General features: G+C 55.1%; 13 protein-coding genes. 11 read left to right on the plus strand and 2 right to left on the minus strand.

The genetic code is table 11. The features are described 5' to 3' along the window. Positions 1–22: 22 nt before the first annotated feature. The 8 genes from MKY58_RS07215 to MKY58_RS07250 all read left to right on the plus strand — a co-directional run bounded on the left by MKY58_RS07215 (position 23) and on the right by MKY58_RS07250 (position 10638). A complete protein-coding gene (locus MKY58_RS07215; protein ID WP_339325078.1) occupies positions 23–979 on the plus strand; it encodes a sugar ABC transporter permease in 957 nt (318 codons plus the stop codon). Positions 980–984: 5 nt separating this feature from the next. Continuing rightward, a complete protein-coding gene (locus tag MKY58_RS07220; protein WP_339324026.1) occupies positions 985–1872 on the plus strand; it encodes a carbohydrate ABC transporter permease in 888 nt (295 codons plus the stop codon). Between the two features lie 20 nt (positions 1873–1892). Further along, complete coding sequence (locus tag MKY58_RS07225; RefSeq protein ID WP_339324027.1) at positions 1893–3977, plus strand: YIP1 family protein; 2085 nt, start codon at positions 1893–1895, stop codon at positions 3975–3977. Between the two features lie 15 nt (positions 3978–3992). Then, a complete protein-coding gene (locus MKY58_RS07230) occupies positions 3993–6557 on the plus strand; it encodes a DUF5696 domain-containing protein (protein ID WP_339324028.1) in 2565 nt (854 codons plus the stop codon). Then, complete coding sequence (locus MKY58_RS07235) at positions 6554–7438, plus strand: sugar ABC transporter permease (protein WP_339324029.1); 885 nt, start codon at positions 6554–6556, stop codon at positions 7436–7438. Before MKY58_RS07230 ends, MKY58_RS07235 begins: the two co-directional genes overlap by 4 nt. A gap of 47 nt (positions 7439–7485) precedes the next feature. Next, a complete protein-coding gene (locus MKY58_RS07240) occupies positions 7486–8445 on the plus strand; it encodes a carbohydrate ABC transporter permease (protein ID WP_339324030.1) in 960 nt (319 codons plus the stop codon). A gap of 211 nt (positions 8446–8656) precedes the next feature. Then, the gene (locus MKY58_RS07245) at positions 8657–9625 is read left to right on the plus strand and encodes an ABC transporter permease (RefSeq protein ID WP_339324031.1); all 969 of its coding nucleotides are present in this window, start codon (positions 8657–8659) and stop codon (positions 9623–9625) included. Between the two features lie 191 nt (positions 9626–9816). After that, the gene (locus MKY58_RS07250) at positions 9817–10638 is read left to right on the plus strand and encodes an SDR family oxidoreductase (RefSeq protein WP_339324032.1); all 822 of its coding nucleotides are present in this window, start codon (positions 9817–9819) and stop codon (positions 10636–10638) included. A gap of 79 nt (positions 10639–10717) precedes the next feature. Here the strand turns inward: MKY58_RS07250 and MKY58_RS07255 are convergent, their stop codons facing one another. Together MKY58_RS07255 and MKY58_RS07260 are read right to left on the minus strand one after the other, a co-directional pair. Then, complete coding sequence (locus MKY58_RS07255) at positions 10718–11071, minus strand: LytTR family transcriptional regulator DNA-binding domain-containing protein (RefSeq protein WP_339324033.1); 354 nt, start codon at positions 11069–11071, stop codon at positions 10718–10720. Positions 11072–11259: 188 nt separating this feature from the next. Further along, positions 11260–12333, minus strand: a complete 1074-nt coding sequence (locus tag MKY58_RS07260; protein WP_036715184.1) for a M42 family metallopeptidase — start codon at positions 12331–12333, stop codon at positions 11260–11262. 486 nt (positions 12334–12819) lie between these two features. On the opposite strand from MKY58_RS07260, the gene spoVAC reads away from it, so the two are divergent. The 3 genes from spoVAC to spoVAE are packed head-to-tail and all read left to right on the plus strand — an operon-like array spanning position 12820 to position 14682. After that, on the plus strand, positions 12820–13320 hold the full coding sequence (gene spoVAC / locus MKY58_RS07265; protein ID WP_339324034.1) for a stage V sporulation protein AC: 501 nt from the start codon (positions 12820–12822) through the stop codon (positions 13318–13320). Next, positions 13317–14330, plus strand: coding sequence for a stage V sporulation protein AD (spoVAD, locus tag MKY58_RS07270; RefSeq protein WP_339324035.1), 1014 nt, complete (start codon positions 13317–13319; stop codon positions 14328–14330). Before spoVAC ends, spoVAD begins: the two co-directional genes overlap by 4 nt. Position 14331: 1 nt before the next feature. Further along, a complete protein-coding gene (gene spoVAE, locus MKY58_RS07275; RefSeq protein WP_036715182.1) occupies positions 14332–14682 on the plus strand; it encodes a stage V sporulation protein AE in 351 nt (116 codons plus the stop codon). The last annotated feature ends 131 nt before the right edge of the window (positions 14683–14813 follow it).

Here is a 14813-nt window from a genome sequence, read left to right on the forward strand (position 1 = left end):
GTCCGAGGCAGAGCAAGTTCATATGAAACTTCCAGATCCGACAAGGAGCGTCCCGCCGCCCGCCCCCGGCCGAAACCCGGGCAAAATGGCAGCGCTGATGCAGCAAATGAGGCAGCAGAAGCAGGGATATGTCCTGCTTGCCCCGTATTTCGTTTTGTTTTTCATTTTTACGGCATTTCCGGTCTTGATGGCGTTTGCCTTAAGCTTCACGTATTTTAACGTGCTGGAGCCGCCGAAGTGGATCGGCTGGGACAATTACGCGACGTTGTTCATCAAGGACGAGGTGTTTCTGATCGCGCTGAAAAACACGCTCCTGTTTGCGGTGATTACGGGACCGGTCAGCTATATCGCCTGCTTTATGCTCGCATGGCTGATCAATGAACTGTCGCCGAAATTGCGGGCGGTGGTAACGCTCCTTTTTTATGCGCCGTCGATTTCGGGCAACGTCTATTTGATTTGGCAGGTTGCTTTTTCGGGCGATTCCTTCGGTTACGTGAATGCTTTTTTGATGAAATGGGGATTCATTCTGGAGCCGATCCAATGGCTGCAGGACCCGAAATACATGCTGTTCATCATCATGCTCGTCCAGCTTTGGCTGAGCCTCGGGACCGCTTTTCTCGCTTTTATCGCCGGCCTGCAGGGCCTTGACAAAACCTTGATCGAAGCCGGCGCGATCGACGGCGTGAAAAACCGCTGGCAGGAACTGTGGCACATTACCCTGCCGTCGATGCGCCCGCAGCTGATGTTCGGGGCGGTCATGCAAATTACGAGCTCCTTTGCGGTTGCCGACGTCGCGACCAACATGGCGGGATTTCCGAGCCCGCAATATGCGGCGCACACGATCGTGACCCATCTGAACGATTACGGCACGATCCGGTTCGAAATGGGGTACTCCTGCGCCATCGCAAGCGTTTTGTTCGTCATCATGTTGGGCACGAACATGGTGATCCAGAAACTGCTCAGGAAAGTGGGTGAGTAGATCCCATGCAGGCAAAACTTCAGCTGCGGCTGCGCAGGGAAAAGAAAGTAAACCGGTCGCTGCCGGCAGACATCGCCATTTTCGTGCTTTTGGCCTGCGCCGGGGCGTTTATGGCCGCGCCGTTCGTCTTTATGGTCAGCACCGCGCTGAAACCTTTGGACGAGATGTTCCTGTTTCCGCCGACGTTTATCGTTCGCCATCCGACGCTGGATAACTTTTATGATTTGTTTCTCATTTTCGCGAATTCCTGGGTGCCGCTGTCGCGGTATATTTTCAACACCTTTTTCGTCGCGTTTCTCGGGACGGCCGGGCATGTCGTCCTGGCTTCGATGGCCGCCTATCCGCTGGCCAAATTAAAGCTGCCCGGCGGCAACCTGTTGTTTACGCTCGTCGTGCTGTCGCTGATGTTCGCCCCTCAGGTCACGTCGATCCCGAATTATTTGACCGTCAGCTGGCTAGGACTGCTGAACACGTACTGGTCGCTGATTTTTCCGGCTTTCGCCACGTCTTTGGGATTGTTTTTGATGAAGCAGTTCATGGAGCAGATCCCGGACTCGCTGCTGGAAGCGGCCAAAATCGACGGCGCCAGCGAGTACCGCATTTTCTGGAACATCGTGATGCCGACCGTCAAACCGGCGTGGCTGACGCTGATCATTTTTTCGTTCAAAGGCTTGTGGGGAACCGGCACGGGCGGACAGGGCGCGTCGTTCATCTACAGCGAGCAGCTGAAAACGATGGATTACGCGTTCAGCCAAATTTTGTCGGGCGGTTTCGTCCGGTCCGGGCCGATGGCCGCGGCGGCATTGATTATGATGCTTGTGCCCGTAGCGATTTTCATCATGACGCAAAGCAACGTCATTCAAACGATGTCGACATCGGGGATGAAAGACTGATGGTAAGGGGGAGCGCGCTAGTGATCAGAAGATGGACGGTTTGGCTATGCGTTTTGGCGCTTCTTGCCGTCGGGACTCCGGTGAAGGCGGAAGCGCCGGACCACGGTTACAACTATTCGTACTGGAGGGAAGCCGAACCCGCGCCTTATCCGTATGTGGCGGAACAAACGATTTACGGCTCCGATTTGGGCATCGGCAATTGGAATGAGCCGCAGGACGTCTTTGTGGACGGAGACCGGCACATCTACATTGCGGACACGGGCAACAACCGGATCGTCCATTTGGACGAAAAGGGAAACTTGGCAGGGGTGATCGCTTCTTTCGACAACGGCGGAACCAAGGACACGTTCAATAAACCGAGCGGCGTTTACGTCGACCGGACCCGGCAGCATCTGTTCGTCGCCGACACGCAAAACGGACGGGTGGTCGAAATGGAGCGGAGCGGCAAGCTGATCCGGGTCTACGGGGCTCCGGTATCCGACATGATTCCGAAAGGATTTCAATATTTTCCGTTAAAGGTAGCCGTGGACAAAACCCAGAGGCTGTACGTTATCGCCCAAGGCGCATACGAAGGCATTATGGAGTTCGACGCCAAAGGGAGTTTCCGGGGGTACGTCGGCACGAACAAGGTCCGGTTCAGTCCCGTCGATTTGTTCTGGAAACGCTTTTCCACCCGGGAGCAAAGCAGCCAAATGCAGTTGTTCCTGCCGATCGAATTCGCCAACATGGATTTGGACGACAAAGGATTTATTTATGCCGTCTCTTCGGAAGTCAATGCGTCAAATCCGATTAAACGGATTAACCCGGGCGGAGAGGACGTCTTGCGGCGGGAAGGATATTTCGATCCGGTCGGGGACGTTTCCGCCATCCAGGTGGACGCGTCCAAGCAAAAAACGGTCCAAAACGCCGGCAGCTCGACGTTCATCGACGTCATATACGACGGGAGCGGCATGTACAGCGCTTTGGATTCAAGACGCAACCGGATATTCACGTACGACGGCGACGGCAACATGCTGTACCAGTTCGGCGGCGTCGGCATGAGCGAAAACCGGTTCCAAAAACCGACGGCCTTGGCGATGCTGGGCGACCGGGTGGCCGTGCTGGATGCCGGGATGAACCGGCTTGCCGTTTTTGCCCCTACCCGCTACGGATCGCTGATCCGGGACGGGGTGAAGGCCCATTTTAACGGGAAAGACGACGAGGCCGCCACGCATTGGGAAGAAGTGCTGAAGCTGAATGCCAATTTTGACATCGCGTATATCGGCATCGGCAAATCGCTGCTGCAAAAGGGCGAGAACAAGCAGGCGCTGCAATTTTTCAAGAACGGAAACAACCGCAAATATTATTCCGAGGCGTTAAACCGTTATCGTTCGGAATATTTATGGAACCATTTCGGAACCGTCATGAGCGTCGTGATCGGGGCGGCGGGAGCCTTGCTCGCGCTGCGGATCGTCCGGGCCCGGCGGAAGGCGGTCATCCATTACGCGGACACGGCCGCGTGGAGAATGCCGCTGCGCACGATGGTCCGCCCGTTCAGCAGCTTTTGGGAGCTGAAATACGAAAATAAAGGGAAAGTGGCCATCGCGTTATTCATATTGCTTATGCTGGTCGTCACGATGATACTGAAACGCCAGTACGCCGGGTTCGTCGTCAATTTCAACAAGCCGACCGAACTCAGCAGCATCGATGAGCTGAAATACATCATTCTGCCGTTTTTGCTGTTTTGCGTTTCGAACTGGTCGCTGACGACGCTGATGGACGGCGAGGGGAAATTCAAAGAAATCGTCACGGCGACCGGGTATGCGGCGCTGCCGCTCGTCATCGTCTTTTTGCCGCAAATCGGGATCAGCAATGTGATGACCGAAGCCGAAAGCCCGTTTTATTATTTGCTCGATTCCGTCGCGTATCTTTGGTTTGCCTGGCTTCTTTTCGTCGGCACGATGACGGTGCATCAATATTCGATCGGCAAAACCGTCGCGACGCTGTTTTTAACCGTGCTGGTCATGGCGTTTATCGTCTTCCTGGGCATTCTTTGCTTCAGCCTGGTGCAGCAGATGGCGACGTTCATTCAGGCATTGTACCGCGAAATCATCGTTCGTTTGTAAAGGGGGGAGAAACGGTTGAGAAGCAAAACGAGATGGTGGCTGGCGGGACTCCTCGGCGTGTGGCTTATCGCTTTTGCAAGCTTTCAGATCATGAAGCCCGGGGACGACCGCGAAGCGGCGGGAGCCGCCAAGGAGCCGGCCAGCCTGACCGGGGATCATAAACCAGTCGAATCCGCCCGTTTCGAAAGCAAAACCGAAGGTTTGAACCTGATGGCCGAAAACGAATACCTTGCCCTCTACATGGACCCGGAAACGACGGAAATCGCCGTCAAAGACAAACGAGGCGGGCGGACGTGGCATTCCAATCCGCAGGACCGGGACGAAGACAAAAAAGCGGAGGGAGTGAACCTTGAAAACCTGTCCGCGCAATTTTCCATCGTCTACAACAACGAAAAGGGGCAGACATTTTACGCGAACAATTATACCGAAGCGGTCAAGCGCAAGCAGTTCGAAATCCGAAAAACGGACGGGGGCGCCAAAGTCGTGTACCAGCTCGGAAATTTTCAGAAAGGACTCGAGGCGATTCCGCAATTCATTTCGAAGGAACGGATGGAACGGCTGATTTTAAGCAAAATCCAGGAGGAGGCCGTCAAATTCGAGATCGAGAAACGGTTTTTCCTCGATGAGGAAACCCAGGTCTACAAACGGAAGGAAATGCCCGAATATGTCGTCAAGGACGTCGTCGCGATCCTCGAATCCGTCGGTTACACCGCGCAAGAAGCCAAAAAGGACAATGAGATGAATCAGGCGGGCGAACAGCAGTCCGCCGCGGCCGCGAAGTTTACGATTCCGATCGAATACCTGCTGGACGGACCGAACCTGATCGTTCGGGTGCCCGTGGAGGAAATCCGGGATACGAAGCCGTTTCCGATCGAGTCGATCCAACTGCTCGAAATGTTCGGCGCCGCCGGGACGAAAGAAAACGGGTATATGTTCGTCCCCGACGGGTCGGGGGCGCTCATCCGGCTGAACAACGGAAAAACGGCCGCGCTGCCGTTCGGCATGCCGATATACGGCAAAGACCGGACCTTAAAAGAAAAAGCGGCGGAGGCGGAATTCAAGGAATTCACCGCGACGGCAAGGTTGCCCGTTTTCGGCATGAAAAAAGGGGACGAAGCGTTTTTCTGCATCATCGAGGACGGGGATGCGATCGCTTCGGTCCATGCCGATATCAGCGGCCGGGTCAACTCCTATAACCGGGTCAGCGCCCAATTTTTGCTGAAGCCGATGGAATTGTTCACGTACCGCGCAGGCAGCGTCAAAAAGGACAGCCCGATGTTTCCGGAGATGTACCGGGGCGGCATCAAGCTTCGTTACGCGTTTATGGCCGGGGAGTCGGCGGATTACGTCGGCATGGCTCGCTATTATCAGGATTATCTTGTGCAAAACGGTAAACTGACCAAGCTTGAAGCTTCCCAAGACACGCCTTTTGTGCTTGAACTTGTCGGCTCCATTCCGGTCCGCGACACGTTCCTTGGCATCCCGTACCGGTCCGTAAAGCCGCTGACGACCTTCAAAGAAGCCGAAACGATCCTCCGCATGCTGAAGGAAAACGGCGTCGGCAGCATCAAACTCCGTTATTCGGGATGGTTTAACGGCGGGCTGGCCCATCATTATCCGGACGATATCGACGTCGATGCCGCGCTTGGAGGAAATAAAGGATTCAAACAGCTGGTGGCTTACGCAAAGGCGCAAAACGTCGAGCTGTATCCCGACGTTTCCTTCCTGCAGGTTTACCGCAGCGGACATGGATTTAAGCCTTCGCGCGACGGGGCGAGCTTTTTGTTCCGGGATGGGATCGCGCAGTACAAGACGGATCCGGTGACGGCAAGCAGGGGCGATTTGGATTATTACCTGCTGTCGCCCAAAAAGCTGTCCGGGCTTGTGGACGAATTTTTGCGGGATTACCGGCCATGGGAAGCAGGCGGGATATCGCTGCGGGACTTGGGCGACAAGCTCCATTCCGACGTGACTTCCGGCGGGACGACCGATCGGCAGACAAGCGCGGCGCTGATCGGGGAAGCGGTGGAAATGCTGAAGGAGGGGGCCGGGAAAACGATGGTGAACGGCGGAAATGCGGGCGTGCTGCCCTATGCGGATGTCATCGTGAATGCGCCGACCCGGAGCAGCGGCCTCAACATTGCGGACGAAGAAATCCCTTTTTACCAAATGGTCGTGCACGGGTATATCGATTATTCGGGTTCGCCCATCAACCTGGACAGGGATCAAAGCGCCCGGGCCAGCCTGCTCAAGACGTTGGAGACCGGCTCGAGCGTGTATTATCAATGGTTTTACAAACAGGGGTCGGCCGTACGGGACACCGATTTTAACGATTTGTATTCGGCAAGCTACGAAGACTGGCTGGACGAAGCGGCGGATTATTACCGGGAAGCCAACGCGGTGTTGAAGGATGTGCGGAATCAGCGGATCGTCAACCACGAAAAATTGGCGGCCGGCGTATTCCGGACGACGTACGAAAACGGCAAAACCGTCACGGTCAACTACAACGCCTCGGCGGTTGCCGTTGACGGCGGCCTCCTGGAAGCCGAGAGCTACCGGATCGGCGGTGCAAAGCGATGAAAAGGAACTGGACGCTGTCGCAAAAAAAGTCGCTGCTAGGCGTGTTGTTTATCGGCCCATGGTTTTTGGGCTTCGTGTTTCTGTTTGCCGTCCCTTTGTACGAGTCGCTGGTCTACAGCTTTAACCATTTGACCGTCGCGATGAGCGGATTCGATACCAAGTTCGCAGGACTGCAGTTTTACAAGGAGATTTTTTACAAACACCCGACCTTTAACCGCGTGCTGCTGGACGCCGTGGCGGATCTATTGATCAATATCCCTTCGATCGTCGTTTTCAGCTTGTTTGCGGCAACACTGCTCAATCAGAAGTTCCGGGGACGGGTGCTGGCGCGAGCGATATTTTTCCTGCCCGTGCTGCTTGCCACGAATCTGTTGTCCATCGAGCAGAGCAGCAATTTGGCCGAAGTGGCGCAAACGGTGACCGGCGGGGGGGACGCGGGCCTCAAAAGCAGCGAGCTGGAAGCGCTCCTGCTGGAGTCCGGCTTCGGCAGCGGGGTGACGATGTACATCACGGGTTCCGTCAACCGCATTTACGAAATCATCAGCCATTCGGGCGTGCAAATTCTGATCTTTCTGGCCGGGCTTCAATCCGTGCCTCCCGCCTTGTACGAAGCCGCCAAAATCGAAGGCACGACGGGATACGAGGCGTTTTGGAAAATTACGTTCCCGATGGTGAGCCCGCTCATTTTGACGAACATCGTTTATACCGTCATCGACTCCTACAATTACAACCAATTAAGCGTGCTCATTAACGACACGGCGTTCAAGGCGCTGAACTTCAGCCTGAGCGCGGCGATGTCGTGGGCTTATTTTGCGGTGACTTCCATCATTCTGCTCGTATTGGTTCGCCTCGTGTCCCGAAAAGTGTTTTATTTCGATTGATCCAAGGCGGACCTGCATCTTTTTGGGTTCTTAAAGGAGGGAAAGGTTTGAAACAGGTTGTGGTTCAGGCGGCGGCGGGCGCCGCCCGTTTTTCCAGGGAAAAGCAACCGCTGCTCAAAATGCAGCATGCCGCATGGGTTCTGATTCGGGCGGTTTTGGTGACCGGCTTATGTTTCGTCATTATGTATCCGATATTTTTTAAAATTTCGATTTCCTTTAAAGAACGAGCGGATATGCTCGACCCGACCGTGCTGTGGATCCCGAAGCATTTTACGCTCGACAATTTCCGGTTTGCGGCCGAGACGCTGCATTATGCCGATACGTTTTTTAACTCGCTGTTCATTGCGCTGCTGACGACTTTGCTCCAGGTCCTCTCCTGCTCGCTGGCGGCCTTCGGTTTCGCCCGGCTCCGGTTCCGGGGGAGCGGCATCCTGTTTGCGCTTGCGGTGTTTACGATCGTCGTCCCGCCGCAGACGCTGATGATCCCGACCTATTTGAACTACCGCTTTTTTGACTTGGCCGGTCTTTTGTCGGTATTCGGCGGGCACGGCATCAACCTGCTGGACAGCTATTGGCCGTTCATTTTGCAGGCGGCGACGGGGATGGGGATCAAAAGCGGCTTGTTTATCTTCATATTCCGGCAGTTTTTCCGGGGAATCCCGAAAGAGCTGGAGGAAGCCGCGTATATCGACGGCTGCGGCGTATTTCAGACGTTTTACCGCATCATGCTGCCGAACGCCGTTCCGGCGATCGTGACGGTCTTCCTGTTTTCCTTCGTCTGGATGTGGAACGACAATTATTACGTGTCGCTGCTGCTGACGAGAATCAAGGTGCTTTCGACGATGCTGCCGACGATGTGGACGGCTACGCAGTTCGAGGACGGACTGTATGCTTATATGATCAAAAATACCGGGGAGCTGCTGTTTATCGCGCCGATCATTATTTTGTACGTGTTCGTGCAGCGGTATTTCGTCGAAAGCGTGGAACGGACCGGCATCGTCGGCTGACGGCTGCGGTTTGCGATAAAGTTATGCTTTTGTCGTTTGCAATCCAATCGGGCTGCCGCATATGCGGCAGCCCTTTGCGTTCCATTTCGCAAAAGCCGCCGGTTTCTGCAGAACTTTGTCTTTAGGTTTGCGTGATCTTGGTGTATCCTACTAATATGTGGAAGTTGATAGAGTGACTTTTCAGAGGAAAGGAGCTTGAAGGGCAACCCATATGTGGAAGTACATCCTTTTTCGGACGCTGCAATCCGTTGTCGTGCTGTTTGCCGTTTCAACAATTGCGTTCGTCCTCATGCATCTCATGCCGGGAAATCCATGGGCGAGCATCGGCATGACCGAAGAGCAATATAAGTGGGTGGATGAGCAGAAGCATCTTCATGGGCTGGACCTGCCGCTTTACGAGCAGTATTTTCGCTGGTTGAAGGGACTTGCAAAAGGGGATCTGGGCGTCGACTATAACTTTGTTCCGATCGACGATTACATTTGGTGGCATGCCAAAAACAGCTTTTTCCTTTTGGGCATCGCATGGCTCCTTACGCTTTTGGTCGCCATCCCGTGGGGAATACATAACAGCACCAAACCATACGGAGTTTCGGACAGAACGGCACTGTTTTTAAGCGTGATCGGATTCAGCGTTCCCGGCTTCGTGCTCGGTTATTGGCTGCAGCAGATTTTTGCGATGCAGCTTTTATGGCTGCCCCCGAGCGGCATGCACACGCCTTCCAAAGAGGGAGAGTTATGGGATTTGATCCAGCATATGATTCTTCCCGTGGCCACCTTGGCGATCGGCATGCTCGCTTATTATTTGAAGTTTGTCCGAGACGGCATGATGGAGGTGTTGGATGCCGGTTTTCTGATGACGGCGCGGGCGAAAGGAGCCTCGGAACGAAGAGTCATCTACGTCCATGCGCTCAAAAATGCGCTCATTCCCGTCATCACGCTCATTGCGCTCGACATTCCCGTCCTGATCAGCGGATCGGCCATCGTCGAAAACGTGTTCAATTGGCCGGGCCTGGGCACGTTGATGGTCACCTCCGCTTTGAAGCGCAACTTCCCCGTTTTGATCGCGATCATCATGACCGTTTCGGGGGTTGTCGTTGTAGCAAACTGGGCGGCGGACATGCTGTATACGTTGGTGGATCCGCGAGTGCGGGCGACGGGCAAAAAAAGCATGGCAAAATAAAGGAAAAGCCGGTTTGGGCGGCGGGAGGCTCGCCCGGACCGGCTTTTTGCCCGCCCTGAATTTGATGAAATATCCATGTTTGACTTTTTCTTCTTTATGCGTTTTGATCAGTATAGAGCATCCTTGGATCACGCTAACGTGTATTCTAAACATCGGTCTTGATATTGAAGCACGAGAAGGAGGCGTAAATCATGGAGCATCACGATCAGGCTAAGACGGCCAAAAAAACGGCCCTCGTTACGGGGGGCAGCCGGGGCATCGGACGCGGCATCGCGCTTGCTTTGGCGCAAGCGGGATACGAAATCATGATCACCCATTACCGGGATGACGTCATGGCCGAACAAACCGCGGAGGAAATCGAAAAATTATCCGGCCGCGCGTGCATCGTGCGCGAAGGCGATTTGACGGAAGCGGACGAAGCGGTGGAAACGGCGGCGGAAGCGGTGCGCACGATGGGGCAAATCGACTGCCTGATCAATAATGCGGGCGTCGGGATGTACGCTTCGATTACGGAACTGCCGCTGGAACATCTGGATTATACGATGCAGCTGAACTTTCGTGCCCCGATGCTGCTCATGCGGGAGGTTTCGAAGCATATGATCGCGGCCGGACGCGGAGGAAATATCGTCAACATCCTATCGACGCACGCCGAACGGGCGTATCCCGGAGACGCCGTATATGGAGGGATCAAAGCAGCGCTCAAGCGGGCGACCGAATCCGTCGCGCTGGATCTGTCGCCGTACCGCATCCGGGTCAATTGCATTGCTCCCGGCGGCATCCTCGTCCGGGACCCGGAACCTTCCGTAGACCAAATGGGCTCCCTCATTCCGCTCGGCCGGATCGGCATGCCGGAGGATATCGGCCAGGCGGCGCTTTGGCTTGTTTCCGAGCAGGCTTCCTATATTACGGGAATCACGATTCGGATCGACGGGGGACTGATCCTGCCGGGCATGCCGGAGGACGGAAAAAGCTCGTGGGGATATCGGAAAGTGGAACCTTTCCGGGTCAATTGACATCATCCGTTCATGAAAAAACGGCAGTCTCCCGTTGGGGGGGCTGCCGTTTGGCGCTTCACGAAACCGGACCCTTGGTTCATTGCTTGGGCAACGCGATGTCGGGAGCGCTTGGCATGCGGCGTTTGATTTGGTCCAAAATGCGCCGGGAAACCGTAATCGTGCGCGGGTAGGCGAATTCGTCCCGGAAATGCAGCGTAGTGCCGTCGATATTTGTAATTTTGTTCACATTGACGTAGAGATTTGAGGCGGCGCGGACGAAATTGGGCTGGGATTTGAGCGTAGCGAGTTCTGCGGAGGACAGTCTTTTTTTTATGATGTAGTTCCTGCCATGGAAAATAACCTGCTCCTGTGCGCCGGTTTTGAAGAAAAAGGCGTCGGTGACCGGATCGAAATCGTAATATTCGGTAATCACCTTATCGTTTTGGTTCATCTTGCAAAAGCCCCCTTTAGAAGATGATAGCTGTTAGCGCTTTCATTTTATCATATTTTTGCGCGGTGTATGCTATTTTTTTGTGAATTTTATGATTTTTTTTGTAAGCTTGGACAAAATCGGTTGATGCCAAACAAAAAACCGTCCTTCGTTCGTAACGAATCGATCGGACGGTTTCTTTGGCGATACTACGCGTTTTCCAAAATCGTATTTAATGTCGTGCGGTCAAGGCCCTTCACCAGTTTGATCAAAAGCTCCTTCGCCGCGTCGTAATCGTCGGTGTGGATGATCGAGGACGACGTATGGATGTACCGGGAGCAGATGCCGATGACGGTCGACGGCACGCCGATGCCGCTCAAATGGACCTGCCCGGCGTCGGTGCCCCCCTGCGACACGAAATACTGGTATTTGATCTTATGGGTGTCGGCGGTATCCTGCACGTATTCGACCAGGCCGCGGTGCGTCAGCATCGACGGGTCGAAAATGCGAAGAAGCACGCCTTGCCCGATGTGGCCGAAGGCGCTTTTATCCCCGGTCATGTCATTGGCGGCGCTTGCGTCAAGAGCGAAAAAGATGTCGGGCTGGATCAGGTTGGCGGACGTCCGCGCACCGCGCAGTCCAAGCTCCTCCTGTACCGTCGCGCCGCAATATAGCGTGTTCGGAAGCTTTTCCTTGTGCAGCGCCTCCAGCAGCTCGACGGCAAGGCCTACGCCGTATCGGTTATCCCACGCTTTGGCCATGATTTTTTTCGGATTGGAAAGCGGGGTGAATTCGCAAATCGGCACGATTTGCTGTCCGGGACGGATGCCGAACGATTCCGCATCCTCGCGGTTATCCGCGCCCACGTCGATGTACATCGCTTTGATGTCCACCGGCTTGCTGCGCTGCGATTCGTCCAGCAGATGCGTCGGAATCGAGCCGACGACGCCGATCACGGGTCCGTTTGGCGTCATGATCTGCAGACGCTGGGCCAATACGGCCTGGCTCCACCATCCCCCCAGCGGCTGGAAACGGATCATCCCGGCGTCGGTAATGCCCGTCACCATGAAGCCGACTTCGTCAAAATGGCCTGCCACCATGACCTTCGGTCCCTGCTCGTCGCCGCGGAGCACGCCGAACAAGCTGCCGAGACGGTCTTGAACGAATTCCTGCGTATACGGGGCCATCAAATCCTTGACGTATGCCCGAAGTTCTTTTTCAAAGCCCGAAGCGGCCGGAAATTCCGTCAGCTTGCGGAATAAGTCCATCGTTTTTTGGTCCATGCTTTTGATCTCCTTTGCGCTTTGCTATCCGGATGGATGCCATCCTCATTTCTTATGTACTTCCCATTTTTATAGTATGAACTCCGCGAAGCGGATTGTCCATGTTGCCGCGGTGAAGCACCTCCCGCTTTTTCCCGAATACGATAGATATAGATGAACGCCCTGATCAGGTGCAGAAGGGAGCATCATGCCATGGAGTTCATACAGATGAACAAAGCGGTCATCCTTGTTTGCGTACTGCTTATTTTGCTTGTCATCGTTTTGATGTGTTTCTGATTGCCACGATGGCGAAAATCAGGAAGCTTTTGGCGTAAAACGGCTGCCCGTGAAGCTTGCGAGGCGGCTGTTCGCCGTCAGGAAGCATTTGCGCAAAATACATAACTCTCCTTCGCATGACAAATAATAAGCCACATCGAGGGCATTCCAACACAGCCGGACCGCGTATTTTTCCGTGAGCCCAAAAAAGAGGAAGAGGGGGTATCGCATTTGCCTGCGAGCACTAAAAAAGGCGCAAAATTTTCGCTGGACAACCTTTCGAGCCAAGATTACAAAAGCATAGCGCAAAAACACGAGCCGAAGCGGAGCATATTCAAAAATTGCATTTTGGCTTTTCTGATCGGCGGGGCCATCTGTTTGCTCGGACAAGCGATTCAGCAGGCTTTTATGGCTTTGTTCGACATGTCGACGAAGGAAGCGGCAAGTCCGACGGTGGCGGTGCTGATCATCATTTCCGTGATCCTGACAAGCTGCGGGGTGTATGACAAAATCGCCCAGGTCGCCGGGGCGGGGACCGCGGTTCCCGTTACGGGATTCGCCAACTCGATGTGCTCCGCCGCCTTGGAACACAAAGCCGAAGGATACGTCCTCGGCGTAGGCGCCAATATGTTCAAGCTGGCCGGATCCGTCATCGTGTTCGGCACCGTCGCCGCATTTTTCGTGGGGCTGGTATACGCCATTTTCGGACTGGAGGGAGTGCATCACCAATGAGGCTCAAGGGCCAGACTTGGGAGTTTCAGGCGAAACCCCGCATCCTTGCAAGCGCGACGGTCGTAGGCCCCGAAGAAGGCCAGGGACCGCTGGCCTCCGATTTTGACTATATTTACGATAATCTCGAAATCAACGAAAAAACGTGGGAAAAAGCCGAACGAAAGCTGCTGGAGCAGGCCTCCCAGCTGGCCGTCGTCAAGGCGGGGCTGACGAAGGAGCAAATCCAGTTTTTCATCGGCGGCGACCTGATGAACCAGATCATCAGCAGCACGTTTGCGGCAAGGACGCTCGGAGCTCCTTATTTGGGCGTGTTCGGAGCCTGCTCCACCTCGATGGAAAGTTTGGCGCTTGCGGCGCTGCTCGTCGATTCCGGGGCTGCCGAACGGGTGCTGGCCGGAACGACAAGCCATAACTGCACGGCGGAGAAACAGTTCCGCTACCCCACGGAATACGGGTCGCAAAAACCGCCCACCGCGCAATATACCGTGACGGGCTCCGGCTGCGGCATCGTCGGCAAAAGCGGGAACGGACCGGTCATCGCCAGGGCAACCATCGGCAGGGTCATGGATTTGGGAGTCAAAGACCCGTTCAACATGGGCGCGGCGATGGCGCCGGCGGCAGCGGACACGATCGAGGCCCATTTTCGGGATACCGGATTGACGCCGGGACATTACGACCTGATCGTTACCGGGGACCTTGCATCCGTAGGCCTGCCGATCGCCAAAGAGCTTTTGCAAAAAGCGGGCGTCCCCATGGACGAGACGGAGTTCGGCGATTGCGGCCTGATGGTATACGACCGTCAAAACCAGACTTACGTGAGAGCCGGGGGCAGCGGCTGCGGCTGTTCCGCCGTCGTCACTTACGGACATCTGTTGAAAAAAATGGCCAATAAAGAACTTAAAAAGGTGCTCGTCGTGGCGACGGGAGCGCTGCTGTCCCCGCTGTCCTACCAGCAGGGAGAAAGCATTCCTTGCATCGCCCATGCCGTGGCGCTGGAAATGGAGGATTGACATGCAATTTTTATGGGCATTTATCATCGGGGGATTAATTTGCGTCATCGGGCAAATCATGATGGACGCGTTCAAGCTGACGCCGGCGCACACGATGAGCACGCTGGTGGTGGCCGGGGCGGTCGCGGACGGGTTCGGCCTGTACGACCCCCTGGTCAAATTCGCCGGCGCCGGAGCGTCGGTTCCGATTACGAGCTTTGGAAGCTCGCTTGTGCACGGCGCGCTGTCGGAGCTGCAAAGGGACGGCTGGGTCGGAATCGTGACCGGGATCTTCGAGGTGACGAGCGCCGGGATATCGGCCGCGATCATTTTCTCGTTTTTGGCAGCCTTGATCGTCCGTCCGCGCGGATAACCGCCGTGTTTTTCAAAACTCAACAGCAACAGCAAAGGGCTCTCCCTAGCAGCGTTAGAACTGCAGGGCGAGCCTTTTTTGCGTTGCGCGACCCGATGCAGGGGAGCGATTTGGGCGAGCCGGAATTTTTT

The organism is Paenibacillus sp. FSL W8-0194 (assembly GCF_037969745.1).
GTDB classification, from domain to species: domain Bacteria; phylum Bacillota; class Bacilli; order Paenibacillales; family Paenibacillaceae; genus Paenibacillus_AQ; species Paenibacillus_AQ cookii.

Excerpts from the sequence above, each read along its gene's own strand:
- MKY58_RS07215 (WP_339325078.1), top strand. The coding sequence starts at position 23 with ATGAAACTTCCAGATCCGACAAGGAGCGTCCCGCCGCCCGCCCCCGGC.
- MKY58_RS07260 (WP_036715184.1), bottom strand. The coding sequence starts at position 12,333 with ATGGACCAAAAAACGATGGACTTATTCCGCAAGCTGACGGAATTTCCG.
- MKY58_RS07250 (WP_339324032.1), top strand. The coding sequence starts at position 9,817 with ATGGAGCATCACGATCAGGCTAAGACGGCCAAAAAAACGGCCCTCGTT.
- MKY58_RS07235 (WP_339324029.1), top strand. The coding sequence starts at position 6,554 with ATGAAAAGGAACTGGACGCTGTCGCAAAAAAAGTCGCTGCTAGGCGTG.
- MKY58_RS07220 (WP_339324026.1), top strand. The coding sequence starts at position 985 with ATGCAGGCAAAACTTCAGCTGCGGCTGCGCAGGGAAAAGAAAGTAAAC.
- MKY58_RS07245 (WP_339324031.1), top strand. The coding sequence starts at position 8,657 with ATGTGGAAGTACATCCTTTTTCGGACGCTGCAATCCGTTGTCGTGCTG.
- spoVAD (WP_339324035.1), top strand. The coding sequence starts at position 13,317 with ATGAGGCTCAAGGGCCAGACTTGGGAGTTTCAGGCGAAACCCCGCATC.
- MKY58_RS07255 (WP_339324033.1), bottom strand. The coding sequence starts at position 11,071 with ATGAACCAAAACGATAAGGTGATTACCGAATATTACGATTTCGATCCG.
- spoVAE (WP_036715182.1), top strand. The coding sequence starts at position 14,332 with ATGCAATTTTTATGGGCATTTATCATCGGGGGATTAATTTGCGTCATC.